This window comes from Flavobacterium sp. GL_143, from assembly GCF_057834355.1.
In genome coordinates, this window is the sequence record NZ_CM174401.1 from 5,459,958 (window position 1) to 5,480,072 (window position 20,115).

The 20,115-nt window shown below is 34.5% G+C and carries 8 protein-coding genes; 3 read left to right on the plus strand and 5 right to left on the minus strand.

Annotation, left to right across the window (positions count from 1 at the left end):
* Positions 1-217: 217 nt before the first annotated feature.
* Complete coding sequence (locus tag AC3IPI_RS23065; RefSeq protein ID WP_489156045.1) at positions 218-2,851, minus strand: valine--tRNA ligase; 2,634 nt, start codon at positions 2,849-2,851, stop codon at positions 218-220.
* Positions 2,852-3,091: 240 nt separating this feature from the next.
* Here AC3IPI_RS23065 and AC3IPI_RS23070 point away from each other — a divergent pair, with 240 nt between their 5' ends.
* Positions 3,092-3,475 (plus strand): DUF1573 domain-containing protein, encoded by a 384-nt coding sequence (locus tag AC3IPI_RS23070; RefSeq protein WP_489156047.1) that lies wholly within the window; start codon positions 3,092-3,094, stop codon positions 3,473-3,475.
* A 463-nt stretch (positions 3,476-3,938) separates the two neighbouring features.
* On the opposite strand, the gene AC3IPI_RS23075 is transcribed toward AC3IPI_RS23070, so the two are convergent.
* From AC3IPI_RS23075 to AC3IPI_RS23090, 4 genes are all read right to left on the minus strand, one after another.
* A complete protein-coding gene (locus AC3IPI_RS23075) occupies positions 3,939-6,062 on the minus strand; it encodes an OmpA family protein (RefSeq protein WP_489156049.1) in 2,124 nt (707 codons plus the stop codon).
* A 10-nt stretch (positions 6,063-6,072) separates the two neighbouring features.
* Positions 6,073-7,008, minus strand: a complete 936-nt coding sequence (locus AC3IPI_RS23080) for a PorP/SprF family type IX secretion system membrane protein (protein ID WP_489156051.1) — start codon at positions 7,006-7,008, stop codon at positions 6,073-6,075.
* Between the two features lie 23 nt (positions 7,009-7,031).
* Positions 7,032-9,674 carry a T9SS type B sorting domain-containing protein gene (locus AC3IPI_RS23085; RefSeq protein ID WP_489156054.1) on the minus strand — a complete coding sequence of 881 codons (2,643 nt, stop codon included), beginning with the start codon at positions 9,672-9,674 and terminating at the stop codon, positions 7,032-7,034.
* Between the two features lie 151 nt (positions 9,675-9,825).
* Complete coding sequence (locus AC3IPI_RS23090; protein ID WP_489156056.1) at positions 9,826-11,148, minus strand: aspartyl protease family protein; 1,323 nt, start codon at positions 11,146-11,148, stop codon at positions 9,826-9,828.
* A 121-nt stretch (positions 11,149-11,269) separates the two neighbouring features.
* Between AC3IPI_RS23090 and AC3IPI_RS23095 the strand changes: the two genes are divergently transcribed.
* Positions 11,270-12,466, plus strand: a complete 1,197-nt coding sequence (locus tag AC3IPI_RS23095; RefSeq protein ID WP_039111139.1) for a pyridoxal phosphate-dependent aminotransferase — start codon at positions 11,270-11,272, stop codon at positions 12,464-12,466.
* Between the two features lie 321 nt (positions 12,467-12,787).
* Positions 12,788-19,882, plus strand: coding sequence for a T9SS type A sorting domain-containing protein (locus AC3IPI_RS23100; RefSeq protein ID WP_489156058.1), 7,095 nt, complete (start codon positions 12,788-12,790; stop codon positions 19,880-19,882).
* Positions 19,883-20,115: the final 233 nt, after the last annotated feature.

The following is a 20,115-nucleotide window of genomic DNA, read 5'->3' on the forward strand; positions in this document are numbered from 1 at the left end:
AGAATTCAATCTTTATAGAGTTTCTCGCGGAGATTCTTCGTGCCTCAGAAAGACAATATTGTGTCTACTTTATAGAATTACTTGCTGAATTGCTCATGGCGTTACTTCCTAAATTCATTTTCACTTCTTTTCTCCTACTATAAAAACAAATAATAGCAAAATATAGAGAGACTGTCTTTAAGGGACAGTCTCTCTATATTAAAAGAAAATCTAGTTCTTATTTCAAACCAGCAATACTTTGCTCAATTGTAGCAATTTTTGCTAATGCATCTGCTTCCTTTTGTTTTTCGTTTGCCAAAACTTTCTCTGGCGCACCTGCAACAAATTTCTCATTTGCCAATTTAGACTGAACCGATTTCAAGAATCCTTGTGTATAAACCAACTCTGCAGTAAGTTTCGCAATTTCTTCTTCAACATTAATATTTCCTGTTATCGGAATAAAATATTCATTCGATTTTACTCTAAAAGATAATGCTCCATCTACTTTATCCGAAACATATTCTAATGAAGTAATGTTCCCTAATTTGGTTACAACCGAATCAAAATAAGTAGAAGCTTTATCGTTGTTTACAATTTTTAATTCGATAACATCTTTAAACGGAATATTCTTGTCTTTACGAATTGTTCTTATTCCTGAGATTACCTCGCTTGTGTTTTCAAAATCAGCAATTAATTTAGCATCAAATGGTTTTAATTCTGGCCAAGTCGAAACTATCAAGGCTTCTTCTGGAGCTCTGTCAGCAATTATATGCCAAATTTCCTCCGTTAAGAAAGGCATAAAAGGATGTAATAACTTCAAGTTACTTTCTAACATTTCTATTGCTTTCGCAAAAGTAGCACTGTCAATAGGTTGTTGGTATGCTGGCTTGATCATTTCAAGGAACCAAGAACAGAAATCATCCCAAACTAATTTATAAATCCCCATTAAAGCATCTGAAATTCTATATTTCTCAAAATTATCTTCAATGTCAACCAATGTTTGTTGCAATTTAGCTTCGTACCATTCGATTGCTACTTTTGATGATTCTGGTTGCGGAATAGTATCCGAAACTTCCCATCCTTTTATCAATTTAAAGGCATTCCATATTTTATTAGAGAATCCTTTTCCTTGATTACATAATTCTTCATCAAACATGATATCATTTCCTGCAGAAGCGCTTAAAAGCAATCCTACACGAACTCCATCGGCACCAAATGTATCTATTAAATCTAAAGGATCAGGTGAATTACCTAATGATTTAGACATTTTACGACGTTGCTTATCACGTACTAAACCTGTTAAATATACATTTGTAAATGGCTTTTCGCCTGCATATTCATACCCTGCAATAATCATTCTGGCAACCCAGAAAAACAAAATATCCGGACCTGTAACCAAATCATTTGTTGGATAATAATATTTAAAATCTTCGCTTTCTGGATCCATTATTCCACCAAAAACCGACATTGGCCATAACCAAGAGGAGAACCAAGTATCTAGTGCATCAACATCTTGTCTTAAGTCAGATGTTTTTAGTGAATTGTTAGCCGTTTTTTCTTGTGCTAATTTTAAAGCGTCTTCTATGTTTTCTGCAACTACAAAATCTTCTTTTCCGTCTCCATAAAAATAAGCTGGAATTTGTTGTCCCCACCATAACTGACGAGAGATATTCCAATCGCGAATATTATTTAACCAATGCGCGTAGGTATTTTCAAAACGTTTTGGGTGTAATTTAATATCACCATCAACTAAAACAGATTTAATTGCTGGTTTTACTAAATCTTCCATTTTAAGAAACCATTGATCTGATAATCTTGGTTCGATAACTGCTTTCGTTCTTTCAGAAGTTCCTACTTTATTAAGGTGTATCTCAGTTTTCGCCAAAGCACCAATTTCTTCTAATTCTTTTGCAATCTCAGTACGAACTACAAAACGATCTTTTCCTTGATAATGCAATCCGAAACTATTAAGCGTAGCATCTTCATTAAAGATATCTACAATTTCCAGATTATGCTTCTCTCCTAGCGCTTTATCATTCATATCGTGCGCAGGAGTAACTTTAAGACATCCTGTTCCGAACTCTACATCTACATATTCGTCTTCTATAATAGGAATAACTCTTCCTGAAATAGGAATAATAGCTTTTTTACCTTTTAAATGTGTAAAACGCTCATCATTTGGATTAATACAAATTGCAGTATCTCCGAAAATAGTTTCAGGTCGCGTTGTGGCAACGGTCAAAAATTCCTCAGTTCCTTCGATTTTATATTTAAGGAAAAATAATTTTCCTTGCTGTTCTTCATAAATAACTTCTTCATCAGATAAAGTTGTTTTTGCCTCAGGATCCCAGTTTACCATTCGGTAACCTCTATAAATTAATCCTTTGTTATATAAATCTACAAATGATTTAATTACAGATGCTGACATATCTGGATCCATAGTAAACTTAGTTCTTTCCCAGTCGCAAGAAGCTCCTAGTTTTTTTAACTGATCCAAGATTACACCACCATATTTATCTGTCCATTCCCAAGCATGAGCCAAGAATTCTTCACGAGTCAAATCATTTTTATTGATTCCTTCGGCTTTTAATTTAGCAACAACTTTAGCTTCAGTAGCGATCGATGCATGGTCTGTTCCTGGTACCCAACAAGCATTGAACCCTTTAAGACGTGCTCTTCTTATCAATACATCCTGAATGGTATTGTTAAGCATATGTCCCATGTGCAAGACTCCTGTAACGTTAGGTGGAGGGATTACAATAGTATAAGGTGTTCTATGATCTGGCTCTGAATGAAAATAATTATTTTTCATCCAATAGTCATACCATTTGTTCTCGATTGTTTTAGCGTCAAATTGTGCTGGAATTGTCATTTTATCTTGGATATGTTTTATCGTTAATTTGTTTAATTACTAAATTGTCTAATCGTTTTTACCTCAGCAAAATAACCGATCAGGCAGCTTAACAAATAACCCTTTTATACTTTGGTTTGATTTTTGTATTTATAATAGAGAACAAAAGTAAATAATTAAGTACACTATAAAAAGCGAATTAATAATTTGTGTATTAATTAAAAGAAAGTATATTTACTTAATAACTTAAAACAATTTCAAATGAAGAAAGCAGCCTCATTTATAGCAATCCTTATGGTAACAACCATCGGTCTTGCTCAAAACGGCCCAAAAATTGATTTTGCTGCCAAGGACAATACGATTGATTATGGTACAGTAAGTAAAGGTGATAACGGGGCCAAAGCCTTTGAATTTACTAACTCTGGAGACGCACCATTAATGATTACATCAGTACAGTCTACAACAGGTATTAGTATTGTATCTAAACCAAGTGCGGCAATTATGCCTGGAAAATCAGGAAAAATTGAAGTTAAATTTAATATGGCTCCAGGGCCAATAAGAAAAACAATTACTGTAGAAACTAATGCAGTAAACTACCCTGAGGGTCGTGTAGCTTTAAAAATTAGAGGAGAAGTAGCGAACTAACATTCAAATCAAACTTCTTATAAATACAAATCGCTTCCTAAAATTTAGGAAGCGATTTTTTTTTAGTTTGGCACGAATTGGCTACAAAGGAACGCGGATGAAACGGATTTACTAAAGTAAAGACGCTGATAAAACAGATTTTTAAAAACAATAGATAGAAAATCAGTTTTTATCTGTGTTTTCGCGATAGCGAATCCGTTTCATCCGCGTTCCCTTTTACACGCAAACCAAACCTTTGTCACTTTGTACCTCAAAACCTAAGAGCCTTCTTTTGAACCTTTGCGGTTAAAATTTTTGCCACAGATTAAAGAGATTAAAAGGATTTTCCAACTTTGCGAACTTTGCGTAAACCCTTGCGCCCTTTGCGGTTAATTTCTTAGCCACAGATTAAAAGATTAAACTGATTTAAAACTTTGCGAACTTTGCGTAAACCCTTGCGCCCTTTGCGGTTAATTTCCCCACTTTATAAATTCTTAATCACAAATTCGCTTCGGCGGTTTAACTCATGTTGTTCTTCATTACAAGCATCATCCGTTTTACATTTTATAATCGGCACAGATTCTCCATAACCTTTGGCTACAATTCTCTTTGTATCAATCCCGGAATCTACCAAATATTCTTTGGTTGATTGTGCTCGTTTTTGAGACAAATCGGCATTGTACTTTTCATTACCTCTGGAATCGGTATGAGAACCAATCTCGATAACCATATCAGGATATTTCTTCATTAATTCTAAAACTCTGTTTAGGATAACTTTAGATTCTTTCCTTATATACCATAAATCATAGTCAAAATAAATAGGATCGGTCTTGATAATTAATCTGTCTTTATCTCTTATAACATCTTTTTCCTGTGCAATAATCTTCTCTACTTTTTCTTTTTGATCTGTAATAACTTTATCTGCCTTCTCTTTTTTCTTGATTTCAGCTTGTGCTAATTCATTTGCTTTAGTTTTTGCCTCTTTTGCTTTTAAAGCTACCAACTCTAGAGCTTCTTTTTGTTTCTTCTGCTCTTCAAGTTCTTTTTCTTCTTGTTTTACGACCTCAAGAGATTTAAGCGCCATCGATGCATCGTTACTTTTCCCTCTTGTTTTATCAAGAACTAAGATTCTGGAATTACTCGTATAATTTTCTTTAGATGCCGAAATTGTATAGGCTAACTCACAAGCTACTTTAAAATTAAACTTTCCATCGACAGCCGTTACAATCGTACGCAATTGTTTGCTTTCTTCCTGCTGAAGTATAACCACCGCATTTTCTAGCGGTAATTTTGTATCAACATCGGTAATTATCCCTGCAATAAGTTGCTTACAATCTTCAATCAACAATGGTTTAATTTCATTTAACTGGTAGATATCGTCACTCCCTTTTCCTCCTACTCTGTTCGAGGCAAAATATCCTTCTTTGGTATCTGAATCTATATTAAAAGAGAAATCATCTAAATTTGAATTTAATGGTAAACCTACATTCAAGGGTTTTGTAAATGTTCCCTCTTTAATATCGGATACAAAAACATCGAGTGAACCATAGCCTAAATGCCCATCGGAGGAGAAATAGAGTTTATTATCTTTTGATGCAAACGGAAACTGCTCTCTTTTATCAGTATTAATTAATGCGCCTAAATTTTGAGGATTACCATACGCACCTTCGTTTATTGCCACCGAAAATATATCAAATGAACCTAATGTTCCTGGCATATCCGAAGCAAAATACAATGTCTTTTCATCTGCACTTAATGCTGGATGTTCTACAGAATAATTCTCACTATTAAATGGAAGTGATACTACATTTTTCCATTTTCCTTTTATAAGTTCGGCTCTAAAAATCTGAAGATTCGAAATTTTATCATCGTTTTTTCCTCTTCTTCCGTTTTTATAATTATTCCTTGTAAAATAAATGGTTTTACCATCTTTTGTAAAAACAGCATTCGATTCATGCATTCCGGTTTTTAATTCCTTTGCAAAATAATAAGCAATCGAATCTCCTGCTTTTATCTTGTTTATAGGTGCCGAAACTAGGTTAAGATACGTTTCATTATCCCATTTGTACATTTTATCAAATATTCCTGGTCTCTTCTTTACTGCTGCAAAAACTAAACTATCTTTATATTTTACTGCTCCAAACTCGGAGTTTTTGGTATTTATCGCTAGATTTTTAATAATAAATCTCTCTCCAATAGCCGTAATATTCTCTAATTCTTTAGTAGCATTTTCAAAGTCTAAATAATCCTGACTGTTTTTAGAATAATATTGTTTTAAAACTTCATTTGCTTCTTCATAACTATTGGTCGCTTTAAGCGTATGAGCATATTTAAAATAGTAGTTTCTATCTAAATCCTTATCATAACTTTTAATCAGAAGTCTATAATATTGTTGCGCTTTCTTTAAATCATTGGTATAATAATACGAATCGGCTAAGTTTTTTATGGCTTCCGCCGAAGGCTTTTCGGAGACTATTTTTTCGTACAACGGAATAACTTCGCTGTAATATGTTTTATCAAAGAAACGTTTTGCTCGAGCCAAATCCTGATCTTGAGCATTTATAAACTGTATTGAAAATACGAATATAATAACTAGTAATTTTTTCATATTTTTCATTTTAAAAGAATCTTGGTGATTTATCATATCCCTTACCTAATAAATCCAAATCAAAAAGAAGCATAATCTCGTGCGTTCCAGAATTAAACTGTCCAAAATTGGTTGTGGTATAATCATAAGCATAACCTACTCTAATTGCTTTGGTTACGTTTACATTCATCAAGACACTTACTGCATCATCGACCCTGTAAGCAGCACCTAGTTCAAATCGTTCGTTATACAAAACATTCGCAGTAATATCTACAGAAACTGGTGCTCCAACCACAAATTTTGACATAAAAGCTGGTTTTAGTTTGAACACATCACTAAGCTGAAATACATATCCTGCAGTTAAAAACGTATGAATATCTTCGGAACCATACGCGTTTATTCCTGATTTCTCTTCGATATGTTTAGACTTCAATAAATTTGGAGCCGATAATCCAACATAAAATTTATCTGTAAAATAATAAGCTCCTAAACCTATATTGGGTTTGGTTACATTTACATTTTCAGCAAAAGCTAAATCGGTAGTAACATCTCCACTCTGAAGCTGGAATCCATTAAAATTAGTTTGCAAAGAGGTTAATCCTGCTTTTAGTCCTAACGACAGTTTATTGTTTCCTCCTAACTCTAGTATATAGGCAAAATCGGCATAGAAATTATTCTCTTTTTTGGCTCCATCACCTATATCATCAGATATTAATGAGGCTCCCACTTCTATTTTATCACTTAAAGAAGTATGTGCAAAAAAGTTAAATGTTTTAGGTGCGCCAACTGCTCCTACCCATTGTGTTCTATATAAAGTTCCTAAATTTAGCATTGCTGGTGTTCCTGTTGCATAGGCTGGATTTACAATACTCATATTATACATATAATGTGTGTATTCGGGATCTTGCTGCGCAGAAGCGTGAACGACATAGAAAAGAAAACTTATAATTAGTATTATTTTTTTCATCTGAAAATTATATTAAATAGGAATTATCGATTTAAATAAAGACGACCTTGCAAAGGCGATCTGTTATCTTTATTGAAATGGACAACATAAAAATAAACGCCATTTGGTGCAACTCCATCAATTACTTTGGAATCGGAATTCTTACCATCCCATTCTGGTTTATTTTTATTACCTGTAAACATTAAGTTTCCATATCTGTTATAAATTTCGAGTGTATAATCGGGGTATAAAAAGTCTATATCTGGAATTGTATAAGTATCATTTGTACCATCTCCGTTTGGCGAAAATCCGTCGGGAATGAAGAAATCAGCATACTCTTCTTCATTAGTACAATTTGTAAGTGAAACTTTTGCTATCAGCACATCATTAGAAAAACAATTTGTAGTGCTCGAGAAATCAAACCCATAATAAGTTGCATTGTCCTCTAATAAAGTTGCTTTAGTTAACTGATTTCCATTATCTGGAGCATCATACCAAACTACCGAAGCCGAAACATTTGTATTATTAGATAAATCGGCAATTGTAGGGTTATTTATTCCACAAAAATCTTGTCCTTTAGGTATTAATACTGGTGCAGGTGTATCATTTACAGTAACAACACTTAAACTTTCTTGTGATACACATCCTCCAGGTGCCGTTACTTTAACATAGTAATTTCCCGATACCAATATGGTTGAGGCTGCTAAAGGAGTTGTAGCCGTGACTGAATCATACCACTTATATTGAGTTCCGTTTGGCACTAAATTAGCAACTGTTGCTTCATCTGATTTACAAAAAAACTGGGGATTAGTTGTTGGTGCAGTAGGAATAGCATTTATTAAAAAATCATCTAATAAGCCTGTAGGTGCAATACCGCAAGTAGTTTCATTATTGGTAACTTTTGTAATTGTAAGTCTGGTTGTACCTGTATTAAGGAGTAAATTTTGCGGAATTATAAAACTCGCTTTTGCATTTGTTACTAATAAATTGATTGTTTGCGTCGTTGCCGAATTACTTCCCGAAATCGTGTACGAAATTGCAATATCTTTTAAAGTTCCTAATCCAGAAATAGTAACAGGGACAGGTTCATTTAAGCAGAAATCATCTATTTGTACCTTAAAATTAGTTGCATTAGGCAAAGGCTTAACCACAATATTACCTATAACATTAGCTGTATTAGTACATTTAGTAACGCTATTTGTAATCTTTGTAATTACCACAGAGGTATTTCCATCTTTACTAATTAAAGCTGCTGGAATTATAAAATCAGACACAACTCCATTAACAACAGTTATCGATGCTCCTTGGGCATTTGCAGTATTGGCTCCACTAAGCTTATAGACAATATCATAAGTTCCGTTTAAAAGTTTTGAAGCTCCGGTAATCTGTACTACAGCATTTTCTTTCTGACAGATTGGGTCAATTTTTAATTTTGCTAAATCTAAATTGGGAATTGGATAAATGTTTAAAATATCCGATAGATTATCCACTATATTTTTACAAACACCTTTGTTCCATTCGGCAACTATACTCGTAATTTCAACTTTAAAAGCCCCAACTTCCTGAAAATTAACAGCCTCTAATGGAAAAGTTACTACACCATTATTAAAGATTACTGATTCGGTCTTAACTGATGTCGCTGTTGGTCCCGATATGGTATAAGTAATCTTATATTTACCATTAGGAATAACTTCTGGTCCTCTTGTAAGTGTTGCCAAATAAGTCGCACTGGCAATTTCGGTCTCGCATATATCTGAATCGACAACGAGGGTAGCTCCTGTAAAATCTAAACTTTTTTCGAGTGTAATTACTGCTGATACCGATTTATTAGAACATGGCCTATGACCATTAAGAGTTGGTGCAAAAACAGTATAAGTATACTCATAATCTCCCGCACCCTGTGCATCAAACAATTCCTGAAAATTGACATTATGATCTGCTGGTGAAGTTAACCCAGGACCACTCCACTCACCTCCGGCATCTTGAGCAGAAAGCAAATCATACAAATTATAATTAGTATAAGCCGCTAAATCTGTACTACCACACAACAATAAATTATTTGCTATTCCTGGTTCAGGTGCTCTAACAACTGTTATCCATACCGTTACTGATGGTATTAATAGTACACAACCAGGTACTGGGGGTACAGTATATGTAAATTGAAAAGTTCCTTGTAGTCTTTTAATTGGAAACGAAGAGCTAACAATTTGACCTGCACCGTTAGTCCAGGTTCCGTTTTTATGTGGCCCCATAACGGTACCATTAAATGCTTCAAAAAGATTATAAGTCTCTCTATCGCTACATGGCGTAGCATAAGGAGCTGGTACTCCTGCATAAGCACCTATAGTAATTCTTAATTTTGCTGTAGTACTTACACATCCAGGAGTAGCTGGAACTGTGTAGGTAAACTGATAAACACCACCCCTACTAATATTTTGTGCATATAAAATACCCGTTATAGTATCTAGTTCTTGAGTGTTACTATCATCTGTCCATTTTCCTCCAGCAGTTGGATTACCATCTAATAATCCTAGTAGATTAATTGATTCATGTACTGGATTCTCAATATCACATATTTTTACGTCAGTATCTATACCTGCACATTGTGCAATACTTTGGGATGGCAATAAGAATAAAACAATAAAAAATAAAAGTATTTTTAATGTAACAAGGTAGTTTTTGACCATATATTATTATTAAATTTCTAATAAAACTAACAAAACAATTCCTTAACACCAAAAAAACATATTTATTTAGCAATTTAGCATCTAAAAACAATATATTTTAACACATTTAGTATCAATATCCAACAATAACAAATATCAAAATCCAAGCACCTTATAATTCATCTGTTAATTTAAAACGAAATTTAAAAATTTGACTCTCTCTCTCAACTTCTAAACTTATCCAAATATCATCTTCAGATTTTAGCAATGCATTTACTTGTTGCAAAGAGTATTTATAGGCTTTATTTCCGTTGATGCTAATAATAATATCTCCGCTTTTTAGACCTGAAAGCTCAGCAGCAGATTTTTTTCGAATATTAGCTATTTCAAAAACGGGTTTTAATTGAAATTTATATCTAAAATCATTACTCATTTTTTCTCCTTTAGAATCAAATGAATCTCCCATCATAGGGACAGTTTCAAGATGTACAGTTTCTTGTACCCATTGCAAGCCATTGTGCTGAATTATAATTCCGCTTTTATTATAAGTAAAAGGATGAGAGAAATCTCTATTTTTCTTGAGGTATATTTTTTTATCAGCATAGTCAAAAACCAATGTAAACCTTTTTAATATCTCCCCTCCTACAGAACCTATCCTATCTGGAACCATCCTTACATTACGAATAGAACTTGAATCTGGAAAAGCAATTATAGGATTCTTAAAAGTAAAATCTCCAATAGAAAACGAAGAAACTCTGGCTCGCCTTCCCTCAATATCTCCACTAAATCCTTTTCCTAAATAATCTTCAAAGTTTTTCTTAGGTACTTTTATTCTTGAGTTTTGAAAAACCCAAAAAGCATCACTATTACCAATATCAATTAAAAGTTTGGCAGGGGTTTCAATACTGTCTATAACTGCAGTAGAATAAAGATATGGTTTGGATTTCTCTATAGTAATAGGAATAGACTTGAATTTTTTCTCAAATTTAATTCGATTTTGTTCATTCGATTTAAAGACAATAATTTTTTTCTTTTGATAATTAATCTCAACTAAATTATTTCTAAAAAACTGATACCCAATAATACCATTTACAGGAATGCCTATATGAGAAGACAAATTAAAATCCTGATCCAATATTATATACAATAAATGATTGGTCGATTTTAATCCATTTATATCTAATGTGTTATTTGTCGATTTTAAACCTTCGATTGCTTCTTCGGCTCCTAAACCTCTAAGTCTTATTTTTTCGACATTAAAAAAATTTACTTCCTTTTTATCTTCTAAACTAAAAAGCACGGTGTCATCGACTCCAGAGTCTAATAAAAAATTTAATTCGACTCCATTTACCTTTATAGGTACAAATATTAAATTATTTATTAATTTAAAGGGAATACTAATCTTGTTAGTATGTCCATCGATAACAAATCCATCTTGTGCAAATGCAGTAAAGGTGACTATTTGCAAAAAAAACAAAGTAATTTTTCTTTTCATTAAGAGTATTTCTTATAAAAATACTAAAATTTTAGTTAATTAATACAAATAAGCATGTGCTAATATTGTTCACGTTAAATTCGAAAAAAAAATGCAAATTTGCACTTCAATAATAAAACACATGCCAACAATTTCACACAAAGGCAGAAACATGCCCGAATCACCGATACGTAAACTTGCTCCTTTTGCAGATCTTGCAAAACAAAAAGGACACAAAGTGTATCATCTAAACATTGGTCAACCGGATATCAAGACACCCGAAGTGGCCATCGAGGCGGTAAAAAATATTGATTTAACTATTATTGAATACAGTCCATCTGCAGGATATGAAAGTTATAGAAAAAAACTAGCAAAATTTTACCAACGCCAAAATGTAAACGTTAACTCAGAAGACATCATTGTTACTACAGGTGGTTCTGAAGCCTTATTGTTTGCACTGGCCACGATAACAGATCCTGGTGATGAAATTATTATTCCAGAGCCTTTTTATGCTAATTACCATGCTTTTGCATCATCAACAAGTGCAACTGTAGTTCCTGTAATTTCCACAATCGAAAGCGGCTTTGCTTTACCAAGCATTGAAACTGTCGAAAAATTAATTACGCCTAAAACTAAAGCAATTTTAATATGTAATCCTGGTAATCCAACAGGTTATTTATATACTGAAGCCGAAATTAAACAATTGGCTACTTTGATTAAAAAACACGATTTGTATTTAATCGCCGATGAAGTTTATCGTGAATTTTTATACGATGGAGACGATGTACATTATTCAGTAATGAATCTTGAAGATGTACAGCAAAATGTAATTATGGTCGATTCAGTTTCCAAACGCTACAGTATGTGTGGCGCAAGAATTGGTTGTTTGGTTACCAAGAACAAAGATGTTCTGGCAACAGTAATGAAATTTGCTCAGGCACGTTTGAGTCCGCCAACAATAGAGCAAATTGCCTGTGAAGCTGCTATAGACACACCACAAAGTTATTTTGATGAAGTTATATCAGAATATAAAAGTCGTCGCGATACTCTAATAACCGAATTAAATAAAATTGATGGCGTAATTGTGACAAAACCAAAAGGAGCATTTTATTGCATCGCACAATTACCAATAGAAAATGCCGATGATTTTGCACAATGGCTTTTAGAAAGCTATGATTTAAACGGAGAAACTGTTATGGTTGCTCCTGCCGCAGGATTTTATTCGACTCCTGGAATGGGATTAAATCAGGTAAGAATTGCTTACGTCTTAAATAAAAAAGACTTAATTACTGCTGTAAACATATTAAAAGAAGCGCTTTTAGTTTATAACAAGAAGTAATAAAACAATCTTCAAATCCTTTAGCTAGGAATTCGCAAATTAGCCAATGTTAATTTGTGAATTCCTAGCTTTTTTTTATTCAAAATTTAAATCATAATCTTAAACAAATCTTGTTTACTAGATCAGTTACAAAAAAAAATTAATCATTCTGTGTGTTTAATTTTAACCTTATACAACAATCTTTTTATCTTCTACTCTAAATGATACAATAAAAACTTATCATGTTACAATAAAAACTTATCTGGGAAAACACCACATGAGCATATCCATACCTTTGCACGATACTCAAAATATTGATTTATAATAAAATACCTAATCATCGTGAAAAAAAAACTACACCTTTTTCTTGCTTCACTGTGCCTCATTGGTGGCTACTTAAATGCCCAACAAAAGACACAGCTACCTATCAAAGGCAGCTACAATGATGTTGCAATTACAACTTCATCTAACGCTGTAAACTATACGAGTACAGGCTTATATTTAGAGGGTGGAACTACCGCTGCACCTACAGAAACATACATCCGTTTCCAAGGAATTTCATTACCAGCAGATGCTGTTATACAGAGTGCTAATCTTATATTTTATGGAAGAACTGCCAGTACAGTGGGTACAACCGTTACTATTTTTGGCGAAAGAGGTAATTCGGATGCATATCCTACCTCTACCGCAACAACCACCGCTACTTCAATAAAAGGACGCCAATACACATTCGATTCCGTAACATGGAATACCCCTGTTTGTGTAGCAAATAAAGAGTACACAACACCCGATGTAACAAACTTATTACAGGATATGTTTCCTGCTGGTGTAGGAAATGCCAATGTTGCTTTTAAACTAGCAGGAAATCAAAAAGGCTCATTTGTTATGTGGTCTTTTGACGGAAACGCTGCTATGGCTCCCAAGTTACAAATAACTTTTACATCGGCTTACGGCACTTTTACAACTACCGTGTTAGCTAATACCGATGATGGACGCGAAAATACCAATGGATCAATGTACCTAACAGATGGCTACATCAACCTAGGAGGAAGATCTGACTCTAGTAATAGTGTTGTAAGGTTTCCTGTTGTCGAAATACCAGTAAAAGCAGAAATATCAGAAGCTTACATAGAGTTTTATTCCTATGGAACAAGCCCTGCAAGTACCGTAAACATCTATACTGAGTTGGCAAATGCTGCTACATACGCAACCACTTCAGGCAATATTACCAAAAGAAACTATTCTGCGAACACAGTCAATTGGTTTACCGAATCTTGGACTATTAGTAACACACAACAAAAAACACCAGATCTTAAAAACATTATAGATGCAACTCGTCTATCAGGATGGCAATCAGGTCAAGCAATCGGGTTTAAATTTGTTGGGACTTTGCAAAATAATGGAGCTACTGCAAGTACTAATGAAATGGGCGAATTATATAAACCTCGTCTTGTAATCAAGTACAAAACAGAAGGGAATGGACCTAATGTCGAAACAAATCCGTTAAATGGAGTTTCAGCAAGCGTTATATCAACTGGAAATGATGATGCAAGAGAATATACCAATGGCAACATGGCTTTGGGAGATGGTTATATGCATTTGAGTGGACGTACTGATGGCAGCGACAGCGGTTTTATTTTTAGAAATACCCAGATTCCAGCAAATGCAGAAATCAAAGATGCTTATATCGAATTTTATGCATACGCCACAAGTCCTGCTACAACCGTAAATATATATGTTGAGAAAAGCAACAATTTGCCTTATACAAATAATCCTAAAAGCATTACGGCTCGCGAGTATACCAATAATAACATTCAGTGGGCAACCGAAGCATGGACCAGCGATTTGGCAAAAAACCGAACTCCTAATCTAAGAAATGTTATCGACGAAATCCGTTTAAACGGATGGAAATCGGGCGAAAATATCGCATTCAAATTCAATGGAACTGGCTTAAACGATGGAGCAAGGGCTTATGCATACGAGGGATCAACACTTTACAGACCACGCTTAGTCGTAGAATATGTTAACAACGGTGCGGGCCCAAGCATAGTAGTTGACCCGAACGAAATACAAACCTCTGCCTCGATTGTGTCTACAGGAAATGATGATGGAAGAGAATATACTAACGGTAATATGGCTTTGGGAGACGGCGCTATCTTTTTGAGCGGACGTACTGATGGCAGCGACAGTGGTTTTACTTTTCGCAATACCCATATTCCTCCAAATGCAGAAATCAAAGAAGCATATATCGAATTTTACGCTTACGCCACAAGTCCTGCTACAACAGTAAATATATATGCAGAGAAGAACCAAAAATCACCTTACAGCTATAATCCGAAAAGTATTACGGCTCGCGAATATACCACTAATAACATTCACTGGGCGACTGAAGCCTGGACTACCGATCTTGCAAAAAAAAGGACCCCTAATCTGAGAAATATCATAGACGAAATTCGTTTAAACGGATGGAAATCAGGCGAAAATATTGCATTTAAATTCAATGGACAAGCTTTAAATGACGGTGCAAGAGCTTACGCATACGAGGGATCTACACTTTATAGACCACGTTTGGTAGTAAAATATGTTAACAACGGCGCAGGGCCAAGCATAGTGGTTGATCCGAACGAAGTACAAACCTATGTCTCCATTATCAATACAGGAAATGATGATGGAAGAGAATACACAAACGGCAATATGGCTTTAGGAGATGGTGCTATGTTCTTAAGTGGACGTACTGATGGCAGCGACAGCGGTTTTATTTTTAGAAATACCCAGATTCCAACAAATGCAGAAATCAAAGATGCTTATATCGAATTTTATGCATACGCCACAAGTCCTGCTACAACCGTAAATATATATGCTGAGAAAAGCAAAAATTTACCTTATACAAATAATCCTAAAAGCATAACAGCTCGCGAGTATACCAACAATAACATTCAGTGGGCAACCGAAGCATGGACCAGTGATTTGGCAAAAAACCGAACTCCTAATCTAAGAAATGTTATCGACGAAATCCGTTTAAACGGATGGAAATCTGGCGAAAATATTGCATTTAAATTCAATGGACAAGCTTTAAATGACGGTGCAAGAGCTTACGCATACGAGGGATCTACACTTTATAGACCACGTTTGGTAGTAAAATATGTTAACAACGGTGCAGGGCCAAGCATAGTGGTTGATCCGAACGAAGTACAAACCTATGTCTCCATTATCAATACAGGAAATGATGATGGAAGAGAATACACAAACGGTAATATGGCTTTAGGAGATGGCGCTATGTTTTTAAGCGGACGTATTGATGGCAGCGATAGTGGTTTTACTTTTCGCAATGCCCAAGTTCCGGCAAATGCAGAAATTAAAGATGCTTATATCGAATTTTACGCTTACGCCACAAGCCCTGCTACAACTGTAGATATATATGCCGAGATGAACCAAAAATCACCTTATGCCTATACCCCGAAAAACATTACGGCTCGTGAATATTCCAATAATAAAATCCATTGGGTAACCGAAAACTGGACTACCGATCTTGCAAAAAACCGAACTCCAAATCTGAGAAATATTATTGACGAAATTCGTTTGAACGGATGGAAATCTGGCGAAAATATCGCATTCAAGATTAATGGAATAGGCTTAAACGATGGGGCAAGAGCTTATGCATACGAAGGATCATCATTTTACAGACCACGCTTGGTGATAAAATATGTTCTTAACGGTGCTGGACCAAGTATAGTGGTTGACCCTAACGAAATACAAACTGAAGCTTCGATTGTATCTACCGGAAATGATGATGGAAGAGAATTTACCAACGGCAATATGGCTTTAGGAGATGGTTATATGTTTTTGAGCGGACGTACTGATGGTAGTGACAGTGGTTATATTTTTCGCAATGCTCAAATTCCGGCAAATTCAGAAATTAAAGATGCTTATATTGAATTTTACGCTTACGCCACAAGCCCCGCTACAACTGTAGATATATATGCCGAGGTAAACCAAAAAACACCTTATACATATGACCCTAAAAGCATTACGGCTCGCCAGTACTCTAATAATAAAATCAACTGGGTAACCGAAGCCTGGAATACTGATTTGGCAAAAAATAGAACTCCTAATCTGAGAAATATTATCGATGAAATTCGTTTAAATGGATGGAAATCAGGCGAAAATATCGCATTCAAATTCAATGGACTAGGTATAAACGATGGAGCAAGAGCTTATGCTTATGAAGGTTCAGTACTTTATAAACCACGCTTAGTAATAAAATATGCTAACAATGGTGCAGGACCAAGTATGGTGACAAACCCAACAGAAACACAAACCTCTGTTTCGATTGTAACCAATGGATATGATGATGGACGCGAAAATACGGATGGTAACATATATTTGGGTGACGCTTATTTATCACTAGCTGGACAACCCGATTCTTATAAAACAGGTATTCGCTTTCAAGCTGTTGAATTTCCTGCTAATGCCGAAATAACAGAAGCATACATCGAATTTTATGCCTACGGTTCAAGTAATGCAACTACTGTATCTATAAAATCAGAGATAGGCGATGCGCAAATTTATTCACCGATAAAAAATAATATTTCAAGCCGTACTTATACCGAAAATACTGAATTATGGAATACGGACACACGTAACGATTATGCACAAAACCGTACAGTAGATATTAAAAAACTGATCGACGAAAACCGTTTGAGAGGATGGGAATCCGGACAAGGCTTAGCATTCTTATTTGAAGGCAAGGGTGTGTCGTCAAATTTTGCCCGTGTACGCGCTTACGAAGCAGGTAATATGTATAGACCTCGTCTAGTAATTAAATACAAAGACAATCAAAAAGGACCGAATGCAGCATCTGTAATTAGTACGCTAAACAATGTAATAACTACTCCATCGCAAATGACCGGACTTGTTATTAACGAGGTATCGGCACAAGGTACTACGGATCAAAAGGAAGACTGGATAGAGATATATAACAGTCTTGATAAAATGGTTCTTATCGATAGTAATGTTTCCGTATCAAATAAAGACACTAAAAAAGATCTTAATATACTAAAAAACATTCTTGTTCCTGCTAAAGGATTTGCTGTACTAATAGCAGATAAAAAACCAGAAAAGGGAGACTTCCATCTTAATTTCGATTTGAAAAATACAGGAGGTACACTCTATTTATCGACTTTAGTAGGTAAAAAAACAACTTCTTTGGATGAATTAAAATACTTAGAAACTCCATACAATACAAGTTACGGACGAAGCACAGATGCATCAACTACTTTAGCGGCTTTTATCAATCCTACATACAATATATCTAATAGTGTGGGGCAACAAACATTGGCTTTGTCGTTCAGTAAAGAAAGAGGTGTATACCCAACAGGCTTTGATGTTACAATCACAGCTCCCGCAGGTACTACCGTAAATTATACATTAGATGGTAAGTTTCCTTCAAAAACAGTTGGAACAAAATATACCGTTCCCGTTTCTATAAAACAATCATGTGTACTTAAAGTATATGCTTATGACGCAACAGGTAATTCAGGAGTAGCATCCCACACTTACGTATTGCAAGACAATTATAAGAACGAATTACCTACCAGTTATGCGCAATGGTATAATAAAACTTATATATTAACAGCCGACGAATATTCAAAAGCAATAGCTGAATTACCTATTATTTCTATATCGACAGATGCAGAGATATCTCCTCTTTGGGTACAAGGCTCGTTTGAATATATAGATAAACATATTTATAGCGACCATACCAACTTTTTCTCAAATTCTACTACGAAGCAGTTTGGACAAGCAAGTCTAGCACAATATAACGGCGGAGTTAAATTTAAATTTAACAAAAACGCAGCTGTTAAAAAGGCAAACTATCCTTTCTTTGATACGTATCCTGGTGAAGTTTATCCTACCACAAATAAGATACAAGTTATCTCATTGAAAGAAGGACAAGATGGCCCTCAGAATAATATTTACAATACTGGTTACTTACGTTTTGATGAAAAAATGACAATGAACCTATGCAAAGAAATAGGCAAATATGCGCTAGACACCCGTTATGTAAATTTCTTTATAAATGGTAAATACAGAGGTGTTAAAACCATGAGAAACGACTTCAGTTCCAATAATTTAGAAGAAGTATTTGGAGATGATGCTGATAATTACACAACCGTAAATTTACAGGATGGTAATTTCCCAGGAGGTGTTGTTGAGGAAGGCGATGGTAGTACTGCCATTTGGCAAAATATAAAAAAACTCGCAGCAGCCAAAGATTTTCAAAGTTTTAAAAATTGGGTAGATGTTGAAGACTTAATCAAATTCCAGATTATGTTTATGTTTACTGATACAGAAAACGAAGCAATTGCCATAGTACACAATTATGCACCGACTTTCATGAAAGCCAAAATGAATATAAATGATACCGATGGTGCGTTTTTTGGAGGATTCACAGCCCCTACTTCATCAATAACAATGCCTCCAATAGGCTTTGCTGGTGGCGGAGGTAATTACAAACAAAAATGGGAATTATGGGAATCTAGATTAGGACCTGGTGGCTTATTTGGCAACTTTATGGGCTCAAATACGAATCAAACTACGGGTAACCTCGAATTTAAAACACTCGTAAAAGATTATGTACAGGCAGCATTTGGAGATTCAAAAAGTACGGTTGCAGCTCCTCTTTCTGTGAGTAATGTGCAGACTAAGATAAAAACCACAGTGACCGAACTGAATAATGTGTATAAACTGGACGCAGCTTATATGTCTTATGACAGAGAAGTCTACAATTATTGGAAAAATATAGATGTACCCAGAGTAATAGCTCAAGTACCTGAAAGGGTATCTTATTCATTGCAAAAATGGCAAGAATACAATATGGTTCATACTTTGCTGGCAGCACCATTTGATACAACTGTTACAGGGCATATTACAATTAACAATCCTAATACAGGAACACAAGTGTATTATACGACCGATGGTTCAGATCCTATGGGCAAAGATGGTGTTATTTCTCCATCGGCATTTCTGTACGATACAAATAAAGGTATTACACTTTCTTCGGGGACTTATTCGTTGGTATCGAGAGCTTTTACCACTAATAACTGGGGGCCTTTGTCTAAGGCAGACGTAAAAGGTAGCCTAATGACTAAACGTTCGGCAGCAAATATTTCGGAAGAATTATTAAATACCGAAGCTCAACATGTAATTATTTACCCTAACCCTGCTTATAACGAAATTAATGTAAACTTAGAGAATACAGCTTCTGTAAATTCAACGATGAGTATTTACTCTATCGATGGAAAACTGGTACAGAACAATACCTTAACAAGTCAATCTAATACTGTAAATATTGGAAATCTAAATTCTGGATTTTATATTATAAAGATTGTAAATGGTAATGGTACAGTAAGTACACATAAGTTAATTAAAAAATAATAAAGATTTCTTCTTTTTGAGAAATGTAAATGAAGAAAACCTCTCTGATTAAATTCTGAGAGGTTTTTTTATAAATCTGCAGTAGATTTCTATTCCAGATTAAAATGAGATTAAACCAAATGCAAATTACATTTATCTTGAACAAAGAAGAATTAATAGGCAGAGTTAATACTTTAAAACAAAACATTTTAGCCTATATTGCTAAAAATAATAGACAACAAAAGAAACAATTA

Bases quoted from the DNA above. Each gene is read 5' to 3' on its own strand.
- AC3IPI_RS23065 (WP_489156045.1), bottom strand. From the start codon at position 2,851: ATGACAATTCCAGCACAATTTGACGCTAAAACAATCGAGAACAAATGG.
- AC3IPI_RS23070 (WP_489156047.1), top strand. From the start codon at position 3,092: ATGAAGAAAGCAGCCTCATTTATAGCAATCCTTATGGTAACAACCATC.
- AC3IPI_RS23075 (WP_489156049.1), bottom strand. From the start codon at position 6,062: ATGAAAAAATTACTAGTTATTATATTCGTATTTTCAATACAGTTTATA.
- AC3IPI_RS23080 (WP_489156051.1), bottom strand. From the start codon at position 7,008: ATGAAAAAAATAATACTAATTATAAGTTTTCTTTTCTATGTCGTTCAC.
- AC3IPI_RS23085 (WP_489156054.1), bottom strand. From the start codon at position 9,674: ATGGTCAAAAACTACCTTGTTACATTAAAAATACTTTTATTTTTTATT.
- AC3IPI_RS23090 (WP_489156056.1), bottom strand. From the start codon at position 11,148: ATGAAAAGAAAAATTACTTTGTTTTTTTTGCAAATAGTCACCTTTACT.
- AC3IPI_RS23095 (WP_039111139.1), top strand. From the start codon at position 11,270: ATGCCAACAATTTCACACAAAGGCAGAAACATGCCCGAATCACCGATA.